The following is a 20330-nucleotide window of genomic DNA, read 5'->3' on the forward strand; positions in this document are numbered from 1 at the left end:
TCTAGCGACTTCTTTGCTCCTCATGCCCCAATACCTCTGCTAATGTGCTTCTGGAAAGCTGTCCGGTCATCTCGCCATCTTCATCAACTACCGGTAGCGAATACTCAGAGTTCAGTGTATCCGGGATAACCGTCTCCAAAACGGCTCCCTGCGAGATCGGGTCTAACGCTTCGCAATGCTCTGAAGTTAATGCCGCCTGATGATCACTGTTATACACAGCCTGCAGCTTTTCCTCTGTCAGTACCCCCTGATAACCATCCTCGTTAACGTAATAACCATAGTCCTCTTTAAAGCCCTTCATCTGCTTAAGGGCTTCTTCGATGGTACTGGCCGTTATCCGAGAGATGGGATCTTTCATCACGGTTTCCACGGTCAGTGCCCGGGCGCGGTTTACATCGCGAACGAAGGCTTCCACATAGTCATCGGCAGGATGTAAGAGAATATCTTCAGGTTCACCCTGCTGCACCATCTCGCCATCTTTCAGAATAGCGATCCGGTCGCCGATGCGTAGCGCTTCATCGAGGTCATGGGTGATAAAGATAATCGTTTTATGAAGCTTTTCCTGCAGCTCAATCAACTGGTCCTGCATCTCTGAACGGATCAGCGGGTCGAGGGCCGAGAACGCCTCATCCATCAATAGGATTTCAGCATCGGTGCACAGCGCCCGGGCCAGACCCACCCGTTGCTGCTGCCCACCGGAAAGCTGGGCGGGATATTGATCTTCATACCCAGCCAGACCAACGGCCTCAAGCCATTCTTTAGCTTTCGCATGGCTCTCACTTTTGCTAACCCCCTGAATAGATAGCCCATAGCCCACATTTTCGACGACTGATTTATGCGGTAGCAGGCCAAAGCGCTGAAACACCATCGACATTTTATGACGACGGAACTGTTCCAGCTCTTTCGGCGAGAGCTTCATCACATCGGTTCCCTCAACCTCAATCACCCCTTCAGTAGGGTCTATCAGACGGTTGAAATGTCGAATAAGGGTTGATTTACCTGAGCCAGACAACCCCATAATGACGAAGATCTCGCCCTGATTAATGGTCAGATTAATATCCTTAAGTCCCAGGGTATGTCCGGTTTCTGCAAGAATCTCATCTTTGCTCTTACCCGCATGCACCAGAGGCATAAATTTCTTCGGATTATTACCAAAGAGCTTATACAGACCTTCAATTCGGATCAGCGGCGTTGCTGCCTCTTTGATCTTAGCTTCAGCCATTATCCATGCCCTCCAGATATCGTTGACTCCGTTTGGCATATGCCTGAGAAACCCGGTCAAAGATAATCGCCAGTGCGACAATCGCCAGACCATTTAATAATCCCAGCGTAAAATACTGATTGGTGATAGATTTCAGCACCGGTTGGCCCAGACCTTTAACCCCGATCATTGAAGCGATAACCACCATTGAGAGGGCCATCATGATGGTCTGATTGATACCCGCCATGATAGTTGGCATCGCCAGGGGTAACTGCACCCCCATCAGACGCTGAAATGAACTGGCACCATAGGCGGTCGCGGCTTCGAGAACATCTTTATCCACCAGCCGGATACCCAGGTTAGTGAGACGAATAACCGGCGGTATGGCATAGATCACCACGGCTATCACACCGGGAATTTTACCGATACCCAGCAACATGACCACCGGGATCAGGTAAACAAAGGCCGGCATGGTCTGCATAATATCCAGCAACGGTGTCACCACCGACTGAACCCGGTCCGAACGCGCCATCGCAATACCGATGGGAACCCCCAGCACAATCGCCATCAGAGTACAGACCAGAATAATGCTCATGGTCCGCATAGTATCGTCCCACATGCCGAAATACCCGATCATAAAGAAGGAGATCACCACACCCAGGCTGAGCTTCCATGACCGGCTGGACAGATAAGCCAGCCCAGCAATTATCGCGATCACCAGCCACCAGGGCGTTGCTAACAGCAGTTTTTCAAACCAGACAAGAAATGACAAAAGCGGGTCAAAAAAACCTTCTATCAGCTCGCCATACTCCCGTGAAAAATCCCGGTACTCGGTGTCCAGAAATTTCCGGATATCCCGTAACTCTCCCCTGCTTAGCTGGGGTACCTCACTTAACCAGCCTGAATCAGCCATATTAAACCTCTTTCAGAAACAGCACTGCCCGATTACCTGAGGCAATCGGGCAGTGACTTATCGCAACAATTCCATTAAACGTTTACTGCAAGGCTTGCTTAACTTTGGCAGCAACCTCTGCAGAAACCCAGGGGGTCCATAGGTCTTCATGTTCTAGCAGAAAGTATTCAGCCGCCACTTCACCATCAGCCTGATTATCTTCCATCCATGCCAGCAGACTGTTTAACTGATCATTGGTCAAAGAACGGTTGGCTACATAGCTATATGCTGCAGGTGAGTTAGCGGCAAAATTCTCAGTAGTCACCGTTTGCACCAGTGAAGGTGGGTACATGGTTGGCTTAGGATCAACACATTCATTAGCCGAAATACAGTTTATATATTGCTGTTTATCGATTCCGGAACCAAAATCAACCTTGACCATTTTATACTTCCCCAGTACCGCGGTGGGTGCCCAGTAATAACCGAACCAGGGTTCTTCACGGGCAAATGCCTTTGCGATAGAGCCTGCCAGACCGGCCCCGGAACCCGGATCGATCAGCTCAAAACCAGAATCCGCTAAATGCAACGCCCTGAACAGATTCCCGGCAGAGATCTGACAGTTCCAACCTGCGGGACAACCATAGAAAGCAGACTTGGTATCATCTTCAGGATGAGAAAAGAGTTTGGCGTGTTTTTTCACACCCTCAATGGTCGCCAGCTCAGGGTATTGCTTAACCAGATATTCCGGCACCCAGAACCCTTCCTCGCCACCATCGGAAAGTGACTTCCCGGCAAAGCGCAGACGTTTCTCAGCAACACCTTTATCCAGAGCGTCCCGCATGGAGTTACTCCACATCTCAGGCGCAATATCCGGCTCGCCTTTTTCAATCATAGAAGTACCGGTCGGCATGGTATCCCCAGGGACCAGCTCAGCTTCGCAGCCATACCCATATTCAAGAATGAACTTATCCACATTGGCGATCAGCGTTGCTGAACTCCAGTTCATATCCGCAATGGTTACTTTTCCACAATCATCCGCCGCCTGTGCCTGTCCAAAGGCTAACACCATTACTGATGCCGCTAACAGTTTTCTCATGACGCCTCCATGATATTTCGAGCCAATATAATTTGAGTTATATATATTAGTCTTCTAATATTTAGAACTCAAACCATTATTTCTATACTTGTTTGTACTGCATACAGTCTGAGCTATACTCGCTCAACTTTTTTAAGGCTGCCGTTTTTCTGAAATATCCCGTTAAGGGATTAACATGAGTGTACAGATTAAGATGACAGACAACATTCCCTGCTGGCAGGATGTTCTGATCGAACTGAGAAAGATCATTCGGGCAACCGACCTTCAATCCAAGCGTGTTGTGAAGGCCTGCGGCCTGACAATTCCACAGGTGATGGTACTGCGTGCTATCAAAGAACTGGGAGATGTTACGGTTAAACGAATCTCTGATGATGTATCCCTGAGCCAGGCAACAGTCACAACCATCATGAACCGTCTGGAAGAGCGTCAACTGGTGCAGCGTATCCGCAGCAATACAGACCGAAGAATCGTCAACGCACGGCTAACAGAGAGCGGGAATCAGGTGCTGCAAACAGTACCGTCTCTGCTGCACGAATCCTTCATTCAGCGGTTTGAAAACCTCGAAAGTCTGCAACAACAGCATATTTTTTCGTCTCTGCAACAGATTGCCGGCATGATGGATGCAGAATCCCTTGATGCGGCACCACTGCTGGACATCGCCGCGCCTTCTCGCGAACTCGTAGAAAAATAGTCAGTAGCGGACGGTAATTGCAAGCAGCTGCTGCTCAAGTTCAGACCACTCAGCCGGTTGCTGACCGATCACCTCTATGCGGCTATCCATCACCTCATCCAGCGCCTGCACTTTAAGCACGGCATCGGCCAGGTTAAAAGCAAAGATTCCCTCATCGGTAATAAAGACCGCCTTAAGGCGTTCCGCCGGAACTCCCATCAGCAGCGTTTCGAGGGCTGTAAAACTGAATTCAAACTCCGCACTGAAGATCCAGCCACTGCTGTAATACCCTTCACCAGAGTTATCTTTACGCAGGTAGCCACAATCCGGCATCGGCTCATCTGTCTGAAAATGATCATGATGTTGATGCGACGATTCTGTATCAGTCACACGATCATGTTTTGAATCCGCGTCCAGCCATTGGAGACTGAGCTGACCCTCGTTACAGCTGAGTACGGGAGCATCACTACCGAGTGTTTGCAGATATTCGGTCAACTGCTCCGTCTCAGTCGCTGTGTACAGATCGGTCTTATGGGCAACGACCAGATCCGCAACCTGCAGTTGCTGATTAAAGGTTTCGTTCCCGGTATAGCGGCTATCTGCCAGTTTACGCGCATCCACCAGCGTAATAGTACTACGCAAATCGAGCACATCCCGATAGTGTGGCTGCTGCAACACCCGAACCACCTCCAGCGGGTGCCCCAGGCCGGTCGGTTCAATCAGGAGACGATCGGGTTTAGCCTGACGAATCAGCTGACTCAGCGCCACCTGCATCGGGATGCCTGCAGCACAACACATACAGCCGCCCGGCACTTCCCGCATAAACACCCCGGTCGCCTGCTGCTCATTGGCTAACAATCCGGCATCAATTCCCACTTCGCCAAACTCATTCACCAGCACCGCCCAACGCTCATGAGCAGGCTTGTGGTTTAGTAAATATTGGATGGCTGTGGTTTTACCCACGCCGAGAAAACCGGTAATAATATTGGTAGGAATCTGACTGAACATCGATGAGATCTTAAATGGCTTATTTTGTTACAATATAACAAAATAATTTCAATGCGTCATAATTATCAGGGTAAAGTTAACCAACCAGACAGCTGCGGGAAAAAGAGTAATTTCCAAAAGCCGAAATTCTGAGCCTTTAGCTAAGTACTTAAATGGCATAAAAAAGCCCCCTTGCGGAGGCCATATCATATTAGCTCAGCTCAGAGATTATCCAGCCCCTGCTCTACCATCGCTACAGCGCGGAATATAGCACGGCCTTTATTCATTGTTTCATCCCATTCGGAACTTGGCACCGAATCAGCCACGATACCCGCGCCCGCCTGAATATGCAGCTGACCGTTTTCAATCACAGCGGTACGGATAGCGATTGCTGTATCCATATTTCCATTCCAGGAAAGATAACCAACAGCTCCGCCATAGATGCCACGCTTAACCGGTTCAAGCTCATCGATGATCTCCATGGCCCGCACTTTAGGGGCACCACTTAAGGTGCCTGCGGGCAGTGTCGCACGCAGTACATCCATCACCGAAACCTCAGGCTTCAGATGACCAATGACATTAGAGACGATATGCATTACATGGGAATAGCGCTCGACCACCATCTGAGCCGTCAGCTCTACTTTACCGATTTCGGCAACCCGTCCAACATCGTTGCGACCCAGATCGATCAGCATCAGGTGTTCTGCAAGTTCTTTAGGGTCTGCCAGCAGATCTTTCTCCAGCGCCAGATCTTCTGCTTCAGTTTCACCCCGGGGACGGGTTCCGGCGATTGGCCGAACAGTTACTATATTGTCTTCCACCCGCGCCAGGATCTCCGGAGAGGAACCGACCACATGATGATCCCCCAGATGTAAAACATACATATAGGGCGAAGGATTCAGACAGCGCAATGCGCGGTACAGATCCAACGGGCTGCTGGTAAACGGGATGGTCATCCGTTGAGATATCACCGTCTGCATCACATCTCCGGAGAGGATATACTCCTTAATGCGATTCACAGAGTCTTTAAACTGCTGCTCACCAAAACTGGATTTAAACTCCGATTCAGACACCTCCCGACGCTCCGTCGGCTGGGTATCCTGATACGGCACAGAAAACCGCAGCTGGCTGACAAGCTCATCCAGACGTAACTGAGCCTGACCCAGAGCATCCTCCTCACCGGGGTCAGCATGACTGATGAGTATCAACTTACCACTGAGGTTATCAAATACGACTACCTCATCGGAGACCATTAGCAGAATATCTGGCGTACCGATAACGTCTTCGGGAATACTGTTTGCCAGCCGCTGCTCCACATAACGGACACAATCATAGCCAAAATAACCGACTAAGCCGCCATTAAAGCGAGGCAGGCCGGGTAGCTCGGCTGCCCGATAACGCGCCTGAAACTGCTCAACGAATTCAAGCGGGTCGGCCACCTCTGACTGCTCTACAATCTCACCATCGGTCTCAACCCGAACACTGTGGCCAAACACTTTAAGGACCGTCCGGCACGGCAAGCCGATAATTGAGTATCGCCCCCACTTTTCCCCGCCTTCGACAGACTCTAACAGGTAGCTGTAGGGCTGATTCGCCAGTTTCATATAGGTGGAAAGGGGGGTATCCAGATCCGCTAATACTTCGCGGACTACAGGAATGCGATTGAAATTCTGAGCCGACAGCTCAGCAAATTGTTCAGGTGTCATGGTCTGTTCTCATAACTACTCTGCATATTGTTTAACAGAGTTTTGAAATCTATTCCGGGCGATTTTTATAAAGCGTATACCTGCCCGGGCGCAATAACTGAAAAGCAGGGCTCAGTTACGCCATCGCCAGCGCTCTCCAACATAGAGGCCGCAGAGTTTTATCTCAATCAGGGATACCAAATCTGACACAATGTTTCCAGACAGTCGTTAATTCACAGATCCAACCTTATAGCAGCCCTCTCTCTGAATCAACCGACTCCACTGCTCTGCGACTTATTTTTTAAACGGACGGCCTGTTTGCATCTCTGTTTTCATCGATAGCCTCTTTGCGGAATGCAAAGATAAGTATCAGGTAACCCAGTACCGCGGATATAGCTGAACCTGCGAGGATCGCCAGACGGTCAGCAGCGCCATACAGATCCTCTACGCCTTCATAAGCCAGCGCATCAATAAACAGACTCATGGTAAAACCGATTCCCGTCAGCACTGAAACACCATAGAGCATCAACCAGCTTGCCCCCTGTGGTTTTTCGGCCATACCCAGCTTAATCCAGCACCAGGAAAACAGAAAGACGCCCACCTGCTTACCAACAAACAAGCCCAGCAGGATCCCCAGAGGGACTGTGCTAAAGAGTTGAGTGAACGAGATACCCGACAGATCTACCCCCGCATTAACAAAGGCGAACAACGGGATTATTGCGAACGAAACCCAGGGATGGAGGGCATGCTCAAGACTTTTAAGTGGTGACTCCCCATCATCAGTATCTTTATTCGGGATCGCCAGGGCCAGTACCACTCCCGCCAGCGTCGCATGAACACCTGACTTCAGCACACTGACCCAGAGCACGACCCCGACAATCACGTAGGCAGCGACTCGAACCACTCCCATGCGATTCATCAATATAAGCACGCAGATTGCTGCCGCAGCAATCAATAATGAATTGGCTGCCAGATTCTCGGTATAAAACAGTGCAATGACAATAATGGCGCCCAGATCATCCATGATCGCCAGAGCCATCAGAAAGAGTTTCAGCGATGCCGGCACCCGGGGTCCCAGCAAAGATAGAATACCCAGAGCGAAAGCGATATCGGTCGCAGTGGGTATCGCCCACCCCCGCAGATCAGTCGCACTGCCATCCATATTAACCAGATAAAAAACCAGCGCAGGAACAGCCATGCCACCGATAGCAGCAATCCCCGGCAAACTGACCTGGGATAAGCTCGACAACTGCCCCCCCTGAATCTCCCGCTTCAGTTCCAGACCAACCAGCATAAAAAACATCGCCATGAGACCGTCGTTGACCCAGTGGAGTAACGATTTCTCCAGTCCCAGCGAGCCAATTCGTACCTCGCCCTTGATACGCCAGAACTCATAATACTCATTTGACCAGGGCGAATTAGCAAAGATCATCGCCAGAACCATCGCCACGATCAGCAGAATGCCGGTCGCCGCTTCAAACTGGAAAAATTCTTTGATTATTTTCTTCATCATAATCTCCACGCAAAAAAAACCCGGCCTTGGGCGCCGGGTGAATATTTGGATGAGAGTCCATTTACTTAAGACTGGAGGAGAGTCTTACAACTTAACTTACATAACAACCTATCAACAACTCGGTCACCGTGATCCTGTAGGGGAGAACCTGAGGGATCATGACAAACCCGATAAGTCACAGTATAGTCAGCAAAACCACAAATAAAATACGAATTTACTAGCAATATAGTAAGATTTATTCGATCTATTATAATAACAGCCAGGTATATCCATGAATTACAAACACCTGCGATACTTTCTCGTGGTAGCTCAGGAAGGCAGCATCAACAAGGCCAGCGAGAAACTGCATCTGACGCCACAAACAATCAGTGGTCAGTTGAAGCTGCTTGAACACGAACTGGGGACTCCGCTGTTCAGAAAACGGGGCAGAAATCTTAAGTTGACCAAAGCGGGGCAGCACGCGCTTAACTATGCCGAAGATATCTTCCTGCTGGGCGATGAACTCAAGCAAAGCATTCACAACCCGGTGAAACTCAAACAGCAGCGTTTCAACATTGGTATTGCCGATGTCTTGCCTAAGCTGATCGCTTATCACCTGCTGGAGCCTGCGCTAAAACTTAATGATGCCAGCCGGCTTATCTGTGAAGAGGGTCCATTACCCAGCCTGCTGGCAGATCTGGCAACCCAGAAGCTTGACCTGGTGCTGGCAGACCGGCCACTGGATGCCAGCTTTCATATTCGCGGGTATAACCACCTTCTGGGTGAGTGCGGCCTGAGTTTTTTTGCCACCCGAGATGTCGCAGCAACCTACCGGGCCAACTTTCCTGCTGCGCTTGAAGGAGCCCCGATGCTGATGCCGTCTGCCGATACTGAGCGAGGTATGGGACTGAAGCGCTGGTTTGAGCGATATAAAATAAAACCGGACATTCAGGTTGAGTGTGCTGATACCGCACTCATAGAAGCTTTTGGCCTGTCCGGAGCCGGTATTTTTTGCGCTCCCACTGTGATTGAACAGCAGATGACCCGACAATATGGCGTAGAGGTGATCGGACGGATGGATGATATACGTGAACGTTTCTATGCTATATCGCTGGAGCGCCGGGTGAGTCATCCCGGGGTGCTCGCGGTGTGTAATGCTGCAAGAATGGCGCTTTTTGATGAAATTGATTCGGCTAAACAGACCTGTCCGAAGCCGCTGATCAACTGATCAGTTCAGCCAGATTGTCAACGATAAGATCTGGCTGATAAGCGGAAACAGGCTCTCCATGATTATAGCCGTACGTTACAGCAGCGACTCTGCAGCCAGCCGCCTGCGCCGCTTTGATATCACTGCGGGAATCACCCACCATCAGGGTTTGCAGCGGCGAAACGTCCAGTTGCTCCATCGCATATGACAACGGCATGGGATGCGGCTTTTTCTCCGTCAGACTGTCGCCCCCGAGAACGATAGCAAAAAAGTGTCGCAGGTCGAATTCGTCCAATAAACTTTCAGTAAAATTAATCGGTTTATTGGTCACCAACCCCATGGAAATCCGGTTATCCTTCAGAAAAGATAAAAGATCCTGCACTCCCGGATACAGCCGACTTTGTTCCGCGCAGCACTGATCATAATGATGCAGAAAAAGCGCAAATGCCTGATCAAACAGATCGGACTCAGTTTCATTATCCGACGAGGCAACGCTGTGAGCCAATGCTCGTTTCACCAGCATCTGGGCACCGTTACCAACCCAGTTGCGCACCTGCGACTGGCCCGCTAACGGCAGCGCCAGAGCGGCCAGCATACGATCAATAGCCAGCGCCAGATCTGGCACACTGTCCAGCAGGGTACCATCCAGATCGAACAGAACCAGTCGGGGTAAACCGGCGTTATAAAATTCGCTTAACTGCATCAGAATGGTTCAATCCGCGCCAGGCTTTCCAATGGTTTCTTAACTGAGCGCTGCCAGCTCAGCCCGCATCTTATCGATAGTCGCTTTATAATCGTCAGTATTGAAGATTGCAGAACCGGCCACAAAGGTATCGGCTCCAGCAGCAGCAATCTCAGCAATATTACCGATACCGACACCACCATCCACTTCAAGACGGATATCGTAGCCGCTTTTATCAATAATTGAACGAGCCTGTTTGAGCTTATCCAGCGTGGCTGGAATAAATTTCTGACCACCGAAGCCCGGGTTTACCGACATCAGCAAGATCATATCGACCTTGTCCAGGACATGCTCCAGATAGCTCAGCGGTGTCGCCGGGTTAAATACCAGACCTGATTTACAGCCACCATCACGAATCATCTGCAGGGAGCGATCGATATGTTCAGAACCCTCTGGATGGAAGGTTATAATGCTGGCACCGGCTTCAATAAAGTCACCGATCAGGCGATCGACCGGTTTAACCATAAGATGAACATCAATCGGTGCCTGGATACCATGTTTACGCAGTGCCTTACAAACCATTGGGCCGATCGTAAGGTTAGGTACATAATGATTATCCATCACATCGAAATGGACATAATCAGCACCCGCTGCAAGAACATTTTCAACCTCTTCACCCAGGCGGGCGAAGTCTGCAGAAAGAATTGATGGAGCAATCTTATAATCAGCCATTAACGTAACTCGGAAAGTGTTAGGAAGAGGAATCCGGCTATTGTACTTTGCACGCTTTGAAACTCAACCGACTTTCGCCCTTGCTAATATCATCACGCTCTTGAATAATCCCACCATGAAACTGAATAAACCGCTGATTTTCACACTATTCCTGACCTCAGCTGCTGCCCTGCCTGCGGCACAGGAAAATGGTATCGATAAAAACAGTATCGAAAATTCAGAGACCACAGCGGTTAATAGTAAAACCGATCCCGCTGATCGGGTTATGCCAGACCTGGTGCAGCAACAGCAGAAAGATATTGCCCAGGCACAGAATTCAGAAACAGACGTTATCTGGCTGGAGTCAGGCGGACAAAAACAGCTGGCTTTACTGCAGCGCGCCATCACCTCACGTCCTGCTGGCAGCATTCTGATCTTTCCTGACCGGTCAACCAGTGCAGACTGGCCCTCGATTGTGCACCCACTTCGGACTCAGCTCCCCGAATATAACTGGAATACACTGAGCATCACCCTGCCCGGCCTGCCCTCCGAAGTAGTTCCGCAACGGACACTCCCCGCACTGCAGGACAACGGCCAGATTCAGACATCACCAAACCTGACGAATGGCGGTGAGAGTGAGCCAACTGCTGATCCGGCACAGACAAACGGCGAGAACGAAGCATCAAACTCTGATGCTGCAACCGCAGAAAAAAACATGGCAAATTACAAAAAACTGGTCGCTGAACTGGGTCAGCAGGCATCCAGCCAACTGGCTGATGTAGAGGGCGATATAAAAATCGTTCTGGGGGTTGGCGAAGGTGCCACCTGGGCGATGCATTACTTTATGCAGGATACAACCCAGCCAGATCGTTTTCTGGTCCTGCTTGACCCGGCTCTGGTCATGGATGAGCACGCCCCCAACCTGCTACAGATGATTTCTGAGGCGAAAGTACCGATACTGGATCTGTGGTTTGACAACAACAGCATCAGGCAGCAACGAGCCGAGCTGCGTAAACGCACCGCCCGCAGAAATGGCAACCAAGGGTACCGGCAGATCCGCCTGAACCTGCGCAGTAATGACCCTCGCAAAGAACCGCTGTGGCTCACCCGGCAACTCAGGGGCATTCTGAAAACCCATATCCTCGATGCCCAAAAACCAGCGCAGCCCGCAGCTGAAGCGATGGAACTCACTCCGGGTTCCGGGCAGTTCAACTAAGCTAAACTCAGCTGTATCAGCTTTTTTTCCGGGCTTCTCTGACCCGGTCGTAAGCCGCCTGAATCTCCTGTGTTTTCTCTTTCGCCAGTTGCATCATATCCTCGGGCAAGCCTTTGGCGACCAGTTTATCCGGATGATGCTGACTCATTAAACGACGATACGCTTTTTTAAGTTCAGCATCAGAAACAGACTCAGCGACACCCAATACGCCATAAGACTCTTTTAACAGTTCCTGCTCAGAAACATAACCGCCATGATGAGACTGGTAGCTGTGCTGCTGATAAGAAAACTGGGATTGCATGCGAGCCATCAGAGCGGCCATCTCCGCCTGCGACATTTGCAATAAGTGGCAAACTTCACGAATGATGATGGTTTCTGCTTCGCTGACCTGACCATCAGCCATCGCCGCCTGCAGTTGAATTTCAACAAACATCAGTTTCAGTGGGATACGGAAACGGATCAACGCACTGAGAGGACGCAGTACCTCTGCGATATCAAAATCACTCTCTTTACCCTGTGAAAAGAGCTCCATCGCCTCAAGCCGGCGCGCCTCACTGAGTCCCATGCGGTTCATCACTTCGCGGGCATAGCGGATCTCCTCTTCGCTAACCCGTCCATCCGCTTTAGCCAGTTTGCCCATAACCGTAAAGGTTGCCCGGAAAAAAGCATCCTGAGGGTTAAGCGCCTTACCCAGCGCTTTCTTCAGCGCTGATGACAGCGCCACAGCGATGCCTGCCCCGAACACTAAACCAACAAGGCCGCCGCTCATAAGACCGATCAGACCACCAACAATCAGTGCCGTACGGTTATTCCTGATCAGTCTGCCAAGACTGAAACCTGCGTTTTCACTACTAAATGACATCTACCCGACCTTTTTTAATATCTTCACTGACGTCCTGAAGCCGTTCAGGAGTTCCTATATCCCGCCAATACCCTGAATAGTGTTCGCCACTCACTCGCCCTGACCGCATTGCACTGCGCAGCAGAGGTGTCAGAGGAAACTTCCCCTCAGAACAGCCATTAAACAGTTGTGGGGATAGCAAACTGAGACCACTGAAGGTTAGCTTTTGATTGCCCGTTTCAGAGACCATCCCTTGTTGCAGGGCAAAATCTCCCTCTGGATTATGCTCTGGATTTGACACCATAACCAAATGAGCCAGACACTCATCTGACAGGCTCTTCCTCGTCAAGCGTGCAAATGGATAGTTAGTAAACACATCTCCGTTCACCAGCAAAAACGCCTCTCCACTTTCATTGAGCCACGGCAACGCCTTAAATATCCCGCCCCCCGTTTCCAGTGGTTCTGATTCAGCTGACCAGTGCACCTTGGCACCAAAACGATCGCCATCTCCGATATGAGCTTCCAACTGCTCGCCCAACCAGGCATGGTTAATCACTATATCAGAGACTCCGGCGGCCACCAGTCCTTCAATATGGTATTCAATCAAAGGTTTACCCGCCACCGGCAGCAGAGGTTTTGGGGTTGTCAGCGTCAGCGGCCTCATCCGGGTGCCAAGTCCGGCCGCCAGTATCATCGCCCTCATCAGCTAAACCACTTATCCAGATGCCGATTATCGAAGTGTTCACTGGCATACATCGCTGGCACAACGACCTCCTGCAACCAGGCGGCAAAGGTCAGCAGGCTATCATAGCGCCCCGCCACCCGGATAATATAATTAAGCGTCCGGGGGATATCGGTAAGATAGCCCGGTTTTCCATCCCGAAGCCACAGCCGCGCAAAAATCCCCGCGGCCTTGAGGTGCCGCTGAGCGCCCATCAGATCAAACCAGCGGTAGAAGGTTTCACGGTCGTAATGATCGATCAAACCATCCGCAACCAGCTGTTCTCCAAACTGATCCACCCAGCTGTAGACCCGCATGTCCGGCCATTCGATATAACAATCCCGCAGTAAGGAAACCAGGTCATAAGTCACCGGGCCGATCACTGCATCCTGAAAATCGATCACTCCCGGTGTGTTTTCGCCATCAACCAGCAGGTTCCGTGAGTGGTAATCACGATGCACGCAGACCTGAGGCTGTTCCAATGCAGCGTCGATCAGATATTCCGATACCTCTGCGAACAGCTGTGTGACGCCCGGCCCTACTTTTATGGCCAACAGGTCAGCCACCAGCCAGTCACGGAACAGATCCATCTCCCGCTGCAATAACGCCCGGTCATATAAGGGCAATGGATGTCCGGCAATATCCCGACACTGTTGCAATCGGGTCAGCGCAGAGAGTGCCCGGCTGTAGAGTTCATCAGCACTATCATCATTCAACTGCCCCAGATACAGATCATCCCCCAGATCGGATAACAGCATATAGCCCTGTTCAAAGTCCACGGCGTGTACCACCGGTGCATGTATTTCCAGCGGTTCCCACGCTTTAGCAATACAGACAAAGGGATGACTGTCCTCCTTCTCCGGTGGAGCATCCATCAAGATCCAGCTCATACCATGACTTTTAAGACGGAAATAACGCCTGAAACTGGCATCACCGGAGACCGGAACACACTGCCAGTCCTCAGCCAGATCTATATTCAGTTCGGTAAAAATCTGCACGACCCACTGTTTCAGCCCGGCCAGCCTTTGTCCCATATCTATCAATCCCCTAGCGTTGTTATAGCTGAATGTTTTATCATGCCATGCTCTATAGGGTATGTTACTCGAATCAAGGTTTAGCGATAAGGGAAATAGACGCTTTTTCTGCGCTTCCTAATGGACAATCTGAATGCCGTTTTCAAGACGTTCTTCATACACACTTACATTGGCAGTTGTTGCTGCCATGCCCGCAGCCCTGTTTGCCGCCGAAATGGATTCCGATATCCACGATGCGCTTTGGACCTGCACCATGGAAAATGGTCAGAGCTGGCAATGTGATCAGCCGGATCGGACCAACCCGCTCGCGGATCAGGATACACAGACAGATCTGATTGTTCCTGCAGGTCCTCAGCAGGTATCAGAGAGCAGTAGTGCAACCGATACCGGATCGGACACTGCTGATCTGACACCCGACCTGGGGCCTATGCAGCAGATCAGCGGTGCCTGGCTGTGCGAAGCAAACGCCTCCGGCGGCTGGTCTTGCCTCGATAATCAGCACACGACAGCCCCTCCAGCGAAACAAAGTTCCCGGGGCACCGCATCTGCAGCACTGCCTGTCGTCAATCAGGACAGCGATCAACCGGTTATCGAAGATCAGGCCAAAAAAGCAGACCTCAACGATACCCGTTATGCGGCTCAGGACTGGTACCCCATAACCGGCGCGTCAAAAGCGTGTTATGGCGTCTATATAGAACCTGACTCTGAGATACCATCGGAAGCTGACGAAAACCTGACGGTTGATGCTGATAGCTCTGAAACCCAACTGGGTGGTCTTACCCGGCTAGAGGGTAATGTTGAATTACGCCAGCGCGGGCACTTCCTGCGCAGCGATTCTGCTGAGGTGGATCAGATCTCCAATCAGATCACCATGAACGGCAATATTCAGTATCGCGAGCCCGGCCTGCTACTACGCGGTTCCCAGGCACAGACCAATGCAATCACCGGCGAAACGGTGGTCAGTAACGCCGATTACGTAGTCCATGAACAGTCTCTGCGGGGTGAAGCCAAACGTATTATCCGCCTGAAGGATAATCGGATACGGATGGAAGATAGCAGCTATACCACCTGTCCACCGAACGATGAAAGCTGGAAAATTGCCTCTAGCTCTCTGGTGCTGGACCCAAACCGGGGATTTGGTACGGCACGTCACGCCACCCTGAAAGTGGCCGATACACCGGTATTCTATTTCCCATATATCGAATTTCCAATTGACGACCTGCGACATTCAGGCTTTTTATTCCCCTCCCTCGGGTACTCCAATGAAGATGGCCTTGAGGTAGCAGCACCCTACTATTTCAATCTGGCACCCAATTACGACGATACCCTGACTCCAAAGGTTTTCACCGAACGCGGACTGTTGCTGGAAAATGAGTTTCGTCATCTGAACAGTTATGGTCAGCAAGCTCTCAGTACCGGACTATTAATTGATGATATACAGGCAGACCGTGATCGCTGGCTGCTTGGTGTAGATCACACAGGAAGTCAGGGTGCCTGGAGCAGCCAGGTGGACTACACGGCAGTCAGCGATGATGACTATTTCGATGATCTCGGATCCAGCCTGGAAGTTGATCGTTCCACTCATTTAGACCAACGAGCCGAAGCAACTTATAGCCGCAAGCATTGGGCTGCCACCCTGCGAGCCCATAGCTATCAGACGATCAATGACAGCAAATCCCCCTACCAGCGTATGCCGCAGTTACAGGTAACCGGTAACTACGGTTATGAGCTGGGACAGGAGGTCGTATTCAGCTACCTCGCCGACGCAACCCGCTTTGACCGGAAAATCGACGATCTGAGTGGCATTGACCGGGTCACCGGTAGCCGGGTACATATACAACCCGCTATCAGCGTACCGATGCTCTGGTCCTGGGGCTACCTGACCCCCAAAATGAGTTACTGGTTAAGCCATTACGACCTGCAGGATCAGGTCGCCGGTCAGGACGACAAGATAGACAGGGCAACCGGTGTTTTCAGTATTAACTCTGGTCTGGTGTTTGAACGTCAACTGGACAATTACACACAAACGTTTGAGCCTCGTCTGTTCACCCTGTATAGCCAACGGGAAGATCAGCAAGGCATCCCTGATTTCGATACCGCTGAAGCAGATTTCAGCTATCAGGGGCTTTTCCGGGAGAACCGTTTTACCGGTCTGGATAAAGTCAGTGATAATCAGCAGGTATCAATCGGACTCAGCTCGGCCTTGGTCCGTAACGACGGCAGCGAAGTCGCCCGTGTCGGACTGGCGCAGGCATACTATTTTGCTGACCGCAGGGTGCAACTTAACGGTGATACCAGTGTCGATACCGAACATCAGTCTAACTTCGCCGCTGAAGCTTACTGGAACCCCTATTCGTATCTGCGGTTATCGGTCGATACCGAGCTGGATCGGAGCGCCTTTAATCCGTTAGAGAGCAACTTCAAAGTGCGCTACACTCCGGCGCTCAATAAAGTGATCGGTTTTAGTTACCGGTATCGGGAAGACCTTCGGAGCCAGGCTGAGATCTCATTTATCTGGCCACTGTCACCAGAGTGGACGATGATGGGACGCTGGCAGGAAGATATGGAGAACTCTCAAACACCTGAAGCACTACTTGGATTTGAATATGCAAGTTGCTGCTGGAAAGTTCGGGTTGCTGCCCGCAAGTGGATAGAGGATGATAGCGGTGGAAGGGAAGACAGTGCAGTGTTTCTGCAATTTATCCTGAAAGGCCTTGGCACAGTTGGCGGCGGCACTGCAGCGCTAGAAGATATTATTGGCTTTAAAGAACGTGAAGAGAATGATGACTACTAATCTCATAAAAAAACTAAAGCCAGGTATGGCTGCCCTTCTTTTGGGCTTCTCTGTCTCGGCCAGCGCCGCAGATATTCCTCTGGACCGGATCATCGCGATTGTAAACGACGATATCGTTCTGCAAAGCGAACTGAATGATCGGGAGGCGATGATAAAGTCCCGCCTTAGCGCGCAGGGGCGCACCCTGCCGGATGAACAAACCCTGCGGAGCCAGGTTCTTGATCGATTGATTCTGGATAACATCCAGCTACAGATCGGTGATGAGCGGGGCATCCGCATCAGCGACAGCGAACTGAATGCTTCAATGGAACGGATCGCTGCCAGCTCCAACCTGACGCTGGAACAGTTCCGTGAAGCACTGATCGCGGAGGGGCAGGATTATGCTCAGGCCCGCCAGCAGATACACAACGAAATGCTTATTCAGCGTATTCAGCAGCGTATCGTTAACAGTCGTATTAACGTCTCTCAGCAGGAGATTGATAACTACCTCAGCTCCCAGCAGGGAGAGCAGATGAGTGCCGAAAGCTATAGCCTTTCACAGATCCTTATTGCAGTGCCGTTACAGGCGACTCCACAGATGATTCAGACAGCCGAGCAGCAAGCAGGAAAGATCGCTGCAGAACTGCAAAACGGCGCTGATTTTGCTGAAACGGCTGTTGCTCAGTCCAAAGGGCCAAACGCCCTGAAAGGCGGAGAGATTGGCTGGCGCAAACTGAATGAGATGCCGGAAGAGTTTGCGGCCGTTGTTAAAAAACTTAATCCCGGCGAATTCAGCGCCCCCCTTCGCAGCCCCAGTGGTTTTCATATTCTGAAGCTCAATGATAAACAAGGTGGCTCTGTTCAGCTGGTTGATCAGGTTAAGGTAAAGCATATCCTTCTCACCCCGAATGAGATCCGCTCCCCGGCTCAGACCCGTCGCGAGATAGAATCAATCTACCAACAACTACAGCAAGGGGTTCCCTTCGAAGAGCTGGCCAAACAACATAGTGACGACCCGGGCAGCGGCTCACTGGGAGGCGATCTGGGCTGGGCACAGTCCGGTCAGATGGTGCCGGAATTTGAAGAAGTGATGTTCAATACCGTGCCTGGCAAAATAAGCGCCCCGTTTGAATCCCGCTTCGGCTGGCATATTCTCAAAGTCGAAGATCGTCGACAGCAGGATATGGGCGAAGAGATGCAGACCAATCAGGCCAGGGCAACCATCCGACAGCGTAAGTTTAACGAAGAGCTGCAAAACTGGCTGAGGGAAATCCGCTCTCAGGCATATATCGAGATTAAGTAATTCAGATGTCTATCCACAGACTGGCCCTGACCCCGGGAGAACCCGCCGGGATAGGGCCTGACCTATGCATTCAGATCGCCCAACAGGGGCACGACCACCAACTGGTGGTAATCGCGGATCCACTAATGATGCAGGCCAGAGCCCGCTTGCTCAATCTGCCAATCACCCTGATTCCCTATAATGCCGATGAGCCGGTCTGCCCAACCGCGCCCGGCACATTATGGATAGAGCCGGTCTGCCTGGTTAAAACAGCACAGCCCGGGCAACTGAATCCGGCTAATGCCCGCTATATACTCGATACCCTGACCCGCGCCACTCAGGGCTGTCAGAGTGGCGAGTTCGCCGCTCTGGTGACCGCTCCGGTCCATAAAGGGGTGATCAACGATGCCGGCATTCCGTTCAGCGGCCATACCGAGTTTCTGGAACAGCTGACCCACAGCAATAAGGTCGTCATGATGTTGGCAACCGAGGGTCTAAGGGTCGCGCTGGCAACAACACACCTGCCACTTGCAGCGGTTCCTGCAGCGATAACCCAACCGCTGCTAGAGGAGGTTCTGACGGTATTACAACAGGACCTTCTGCAGAGCTTTGGCCTGAAGAATCCAAGAATTCTGATTGCCGGACTGAATCCCCATGCCGGAGAAGGAGGCCACATGGGACGCGAGGAGATTGAAGTGATTCAACCGGTCATCAACCGGCTCCGGGCTAAGGGTTACAATCTGAGCGACCCACTGCCGGCAGATACGCTGTTTACCGACAAGATGCTTAATACAGCAGATGCGGTACTGGCGATGTATCATGATCAGGGGCTGCCAGTGTTGAAATACAAAGGCTTCGGCCGGGCCGTGAATATTACTCTGGGAATGCCGATTATCCGTACCTCCGTGGATCACGGTACGGCGCTCGATCTGGCCGGAACCGGCAGCGCCGATTACGGCAGCCTGCTAACCGCTATTAATTATGCTGCCGAGATGTCAGCTAACCGTCACACCACCGGAACACTGAATGAGCAATAAACCCGCAGGCCATAAAGCACGTAAACGTTTTGGTCAGAACTTTCTTCAGGATCAGGGCGTTATCCGCCGGATCATCAGAGCCATTGCGCCAGGTGAAACACAGCACCTGGTAGAGATAGGCCCGGGTCTGGGCGCCATCACTGAAGAGTTACTGGATCTGTGCCAACGGCTGGATGTGGTAGAGCTGGATCGTGATCTGGTGCCAATTCTGCGCACTAAATTCTTCAGTTACGCCGAAAAGTTCGCTATCCATGAGGGTGATGCGCTTAAGTTTGACTTCGCCACACTGCAGCAACAGGATGAGCAGCTACGCGTGGTTGGTAACCTACCGTATAACATCTCCACGCCGCTGATTTTTCACCTGCTAAGCTATGCTGATCAGATTGAAGATATGCACTTTATGCTACAGAAAGAGGTGGTGGACCGACTGGCAGCCAAGCCTGGCGACAGCGCTTATGGCCGGCTCGGGATCATGGCGCAATATTACTGCCAGGTGGAACCGCTATTTCTCGTACCGCCCCATGCATTCGATCCGGCACCCAAAGTTGATTCGGCTATCGTTCGACTGATACCCTATAAAGAATTACCCCATCCAGCACAGGATATCAGTAAGCTGGAGACCGTTGTCCGCACAGCCTTTGGTCAGCGCAGGAAAACCCTGCGTAATAACCTTAAACCCCTGCTTGATGCCAATGAGATTGAAGCTCTGGGCATTGATCCGGGCCTGCGCCCGGAGCGCCTCGCCCTGATCGACTTCATCCGGATAAGTGATTATCTGAGCAGTAAATAACAATTTATAACGA

General features: G+C 51.2%; 18 protein-coding genes. 7 read left to right on the forward strand and 11 right to left on the reverse strand.

What is annotated here, in order from left to right; genetic code table 11:
• Position 1: 1 nt before the first annotated feature.
• From KDX31_15165 to KDX31_15175, 3 genes are all read right to left on the reverse strand, one after another.
• On the reverse strand, positions 2-1222 hold the full coding sequence (locus tag KDX31_15165; GenBank protein ID UTW02675.1) for a glycine betaine/L-proline ABC transporter ATP-binding protein: 1221 nt from the start codon (positions 1220-1222) through the stop codon (positions 2-4).
• Positions 1215-2114 (reverse strand): proline/glycine betaine ABC transporter permease, encoded by a 900-nt coding sequence (locus KDX31_15170; GenBank protein ID UTW02676.1) that lies wholly within the window; start codon positions 2112-2114, stop codon positions 1215-1217. Before KDX31_15170 ends, KDX31_15165 begins: the two co-directional genes overlap by 8 nt.
• 82 nt (positions 2115-2196) lie before the next feature.
• Positions 2197-3189 carry an ABC transporter substrate-binding protein gene (locus KDX31_15175; GenBank protein UTW02677.1) on the reverse strand — a complete coding sequence of 331 codons (993 nt, stop codon included), beginning with the start codon at positions 3187-3189 and terminating at the stop codon, positions 2197-2199.
• Between the two features lie 193 nt (positions 3190-3382).
• Between KDX31_15175 and KDX31_15180 the strand changes: the two genes are divergently transcribed.
• Positions 3383-3880 (forward strand): MarR family transcriptional regulator, encoded by a 498-nt coding sequence (locus tag KDX31_15180; GenBank protein UTW05411.1) that lies wholly within the window; start codon positions 3383-3385, stop codon positions 3878-3880.
• Here the strand turns inward: KDX31_15180 and KDX31_15185 are convergent, their stop codons facing one another.
• The 3 genes from KDX31_15185 to nhaA all read right to left on the reverse strand — a co-directional run bounded on the left by KDX31_15185 (position 3881) and on the right by nhaA (position 8041).
• On the reverse strand, positions 3881-4867 hold the full coding sequence (locus KDX31_15185; GenBank protein ID UTW02678.1) for a GTP-binding protein: 987 nt from the start codon (positions 4865-4867) through the stop codon (positions 3881-3883).
• Between the two features lie 200 nt (positions 4868-5067).
• A complete protein-coding gene (locus tag KDX31_15190) occupies positions 5068-6552 on the reverse strand; it encodes an anthranilate synthase component I (protein UTW02679.1) in 1485 nt (494 codons plus the stop codon).
• Between the two features lie 280 nt (positions 6553-6832).
• Complete coding sequence (nhaA, locus tag KDX31_15195; GenBank protein ID UTW05412.1) at positions 6833-8041, reverse strand: Na+/H+ antiporter NhaA; 1209 nt, start codon at positions 8039-8041, stop codon at positions 6833-6835.
• 274 nt (positions 8042-8315) lie between these two features.
• Here nhaA and nhaR point away from each other — a divergent pair, with 274 nt between their 5' ends.
• Positions 8316-9251, forward strand: a complete 936-nt coding sequence (gene nhaR, locus KDX31_15200; GenBank protein ID UTW02680.1) for a transcriptional activator NhaR — start codon at positions 8316-8318, stop codon at positions 9249-9251.
• Here nhaR and KDX31_15205 read toward each other — a convergent pair.
• Positions 9244-9933 (reverse strand): phosphoglycolate phosphatase, encoded by a 690-nt coding sequence (locus KDX31_15205; protein ID UTW02681.1) that lies wholly within the window; start codon positions 9931-9933, stop codon positions 9244-9246. The two genes, nhaR and KDX31_15205, sit on opposite strands and share 8 nt — an antisense overlap.
• Positions 9934-9972: 39 nt before the next feature.
• Positions 9973-10644: a ribulose-phosphate 3-epimerase gene (gene rpe, locus KDX31_15210; protein UTW02682.1), complete on the reverse strand. Its 672-nt coding sequence runs from the start codon at positions 10642-10644 to the stop codon at positions 9973-9975.
• 115 nt (positions 10645-10759) lie between these two features.
• On the opposite strand from rpe, the gene KDX31_15215 reads away from it, so the two are divergent.
• Complete coding sequence (locus KDX31_15215) at positions 10760-11839, forward strand: DUF3530 family protein (GenBank protein UTW02683.1); 1080 nt, start codon at positions 10760-10762, stop codon at positions 11837-11839.
• A gap of 16 nt (positions 11840-11855) precedes the next feature.
• Here the strand turns inward: KDX31_15215 and djlA are convergent, their stop codons facing one another.
• From djlA to KDX31_15230, 3 genes are read right to left on the reverse strand one after another with little or no spacing between them, the layout of a single operon-like run.
• Positions 11856-12701, reverse strand: a complete 846-nt coding sequence (djlA, locus tag KDX31_15220; protein ID UTW02684.1) for a co-chaperone DjlA — start codon at positions 12699-12701, stop codon at positions 11856-11858.
• Complete coding sequence (locus KDX31_15225) at positions 12691-13383, reverse strand: nucleotidyltransferase family protein (GenBank protein ID UTW02685.1); 693 nt, start codon at positions 13381-13383, stop codon at positions 12691-12693. Before KDX31_15225 ends, djlA begins: the two co-directional genes overlap by 11 nt.
• Positions 13383-14435, reverse strand: a complete 1053-nt coding sequence (locus KDX31_15230; GenBank protein UTW02686.1) for a phosphotransferase — start codon at positions 14433-14435, stop codon at positions 13383-13385. Before KDX31_15230 ends, KDX31_15225 begins: the two co-directional genes overlap by 1 nt.
• A gap of 133 nt (positions 14436-14568) precedes the next feature.
• Between KDX31_15230 and KDX31_15235 the strand changes: the two genes are divergently transcribed.
• Genes KDX31_15235 through rsmA form a run of 4 tightly spaced genes read left to right on the forward strand, consistent with a single transcriptional unit; the run spans position 14569 to position 20317 of the window.
• Positions 14569-17229: an LPS-assembly protein LptD gene (locus KDX31_15235; GenBank protein ID UTW02687.1), complete on the forward strand. Its 2661-nt coding sequence runs from the start codon at positions 14569-14571 to the stop codon at positions 17227-17229.
• The gene (locus KDX31_15240; GenBank protein UTW02688.1) at positions 17219-18511 is read left to right on the forward strand and encodes a peptidylprolyl isomerase; all 1293 of its coding nucleotides are present in this window, start codon (positions 17219-17221) and stop codon (positions 18509-18511) included. The genes KDX31_15235 and KDX31_15240 overlap by 11 nt, the downstream gene beginning before the upstream one ends.
• 5 nt (positions 18512-18516) lie before the next feature.
• Positions 18517-19527, forward strand: coding sequence for a 4-hydroxythreonine-4-phosphate dehydrogenase PdxA (pdxA, locus tag KDX31_15245; protein ID UTW02689.1), 1011 nt, complete (start codon positions 18517-18519; stop codon positions 19525-19527).
• Entirely contained in the window at positions 19517-20317 is an 801-nt protein-coding gene (rsmA, locus tag KDX31_15250) for a 16S rRNA (adenine(1518)-N(6)/adenine(1519)-N(6))-dimethyltransferase RsmA (protein ID UTW02690.1), read from the forward strand. Before pdxA ends, rsmA begins: the two co-directional genes overlap by 11 nt.
• The last annotated feature ends 13 nt before the right edge of the window (positions 20318-20330 follow it).

Source organism: Amphritea atlantica, from assembly GCA_024397875.1.
Lineage (GTDB): Bacteria > Pseudomonadota > Gammaproteobacteria > Pseudomonadales > Balneatricaceae > Amphritea > Amphritea atlantica_B.

Excerpts from the sequence above, each read along its gene's own strand:
- rpe (UTW02682.1), bottom strand. The coding sequence starts at position 10,644 with ATGGCTGATTATAAGATTGCTCCATCAATTCTTTCTGCAGACTTCGCC.
- KDX31_15185 (UTW02678.1), bottom strand. The coding sequence starts at position 4,867 with ATGTTCAGTCAGATTCCTACCAATATTATTACCGGTTTTCTCGGCGTG.
- KDX31_15235 (UTW02687.1), top strand. The coding sequence starts at position 14,569 with ATGCCGTTTTCAAGACGTTCTTCATACACACTTACATTGGCAGTTGTT.
- KDX31_15190 (UTW02679.1), bottom strand. The coding sequence starts at position 6,552 with ATGACACCTGAACAATTTGCTGAGCTGTCGGCTCAGAATTTCAATCGC.
- nhaA (UTW05412.1), bottom strand. The coding sequence starts at position 8,041 with ATGAAGAAAATAATCAAAGAATTTTTCCAGTTTGAAGCGGCGACCGGC.
- nhaR (UTW02680.1), top strand. The coding sequence starts at position 8,316 with ATGAATTACAAACACCTGCGATACTTTCTCGTGGTAGCTCAGGAAGGC.
- KDX31_15205 (UTW02681.1), bottom strand. The coding sequence starts at position 9,933 with ATGCAGTTAAGCGAATTTTATAACGCCGGTTTACCCCGACTGGTTCTG.
- djlA (UTW02684.1), bottom strand. The coding sequence starts at position 12,701 with ATGTCATTTAGTAGTGAAAACGCAGGTTTCAGTCTTGGCAGACTGATC.
- KDX31_15175 (UTW02677.1), bottom strand. The coding sequence starts at position 3,189 with ATGAGAAAACTGTTAGCGGCATCAGTAATGGTGTTAGCCTTTGGACAG.
- KDX31_15215 (UTW02683.1), top strand. The coding sequence starts at position 10,760 with ATGAAACTGAATAAACCGCTGATTTTCACACTATTCCTGACCTCAGCT.
- rsmA (UTW02690.1), top strand. The coding sequence starts at position 19,517 with ATGAGCAATAAACCCGCAGGCCATAAAGCACGTAAACGTTTTGGTCAG.
- KDX31_15165 (UTW02675.1), bottom strand. The coding sequence starts at position 1,222 with ATGGCTGAAGCTAAGATCAAAGAGGCAGCAACGCCGCTGATCCGAATT.
- KDX31_15225 (UTW02685.1), bottom strand. The coding sequence starts at position 13,383 with ATGAGGGCGATGATACTGGCGGCCGGACTTGGCACCCGGATGAGGCCG.
- pdxA (UTW02689.1), top strand. The coding sequence starts at position 18,517 with ATGTCTATCCACAGACTGGCCCTGACCCCGGGAGAACCCGCCGGGATA.
- KDX31_15230 (UTW02686.1), bottom strand. The coding sequence starts at position 14,435 with ATGGGACAAAGGCTGGCCGGGCTGAAACAGTGGGTCGTGCAGATTTTT.
- KDX31_15180 (UTW05411.1), top strand. The coding sequence starts at position 3,383 with ATGACAGACAACATTCCCTGCTGGCAGGATGTTCTGATCGAACTGAGA.
- KDX31_15240 (UTW02688.1), top strand. The coding sequence starts at position 17,219 with ATGACTACTAATCTCATAAAAAAACTAAAGCCAGGTATGGCTGCCCTT.
- KDX31_15170 (UTW02676.1), bottom strand. The coding sequence starts at position 2,114 with ATGGCTGATTCAGGCTGGTTAAGTGAGGTACCCCAGCTAAGCAGGGGA.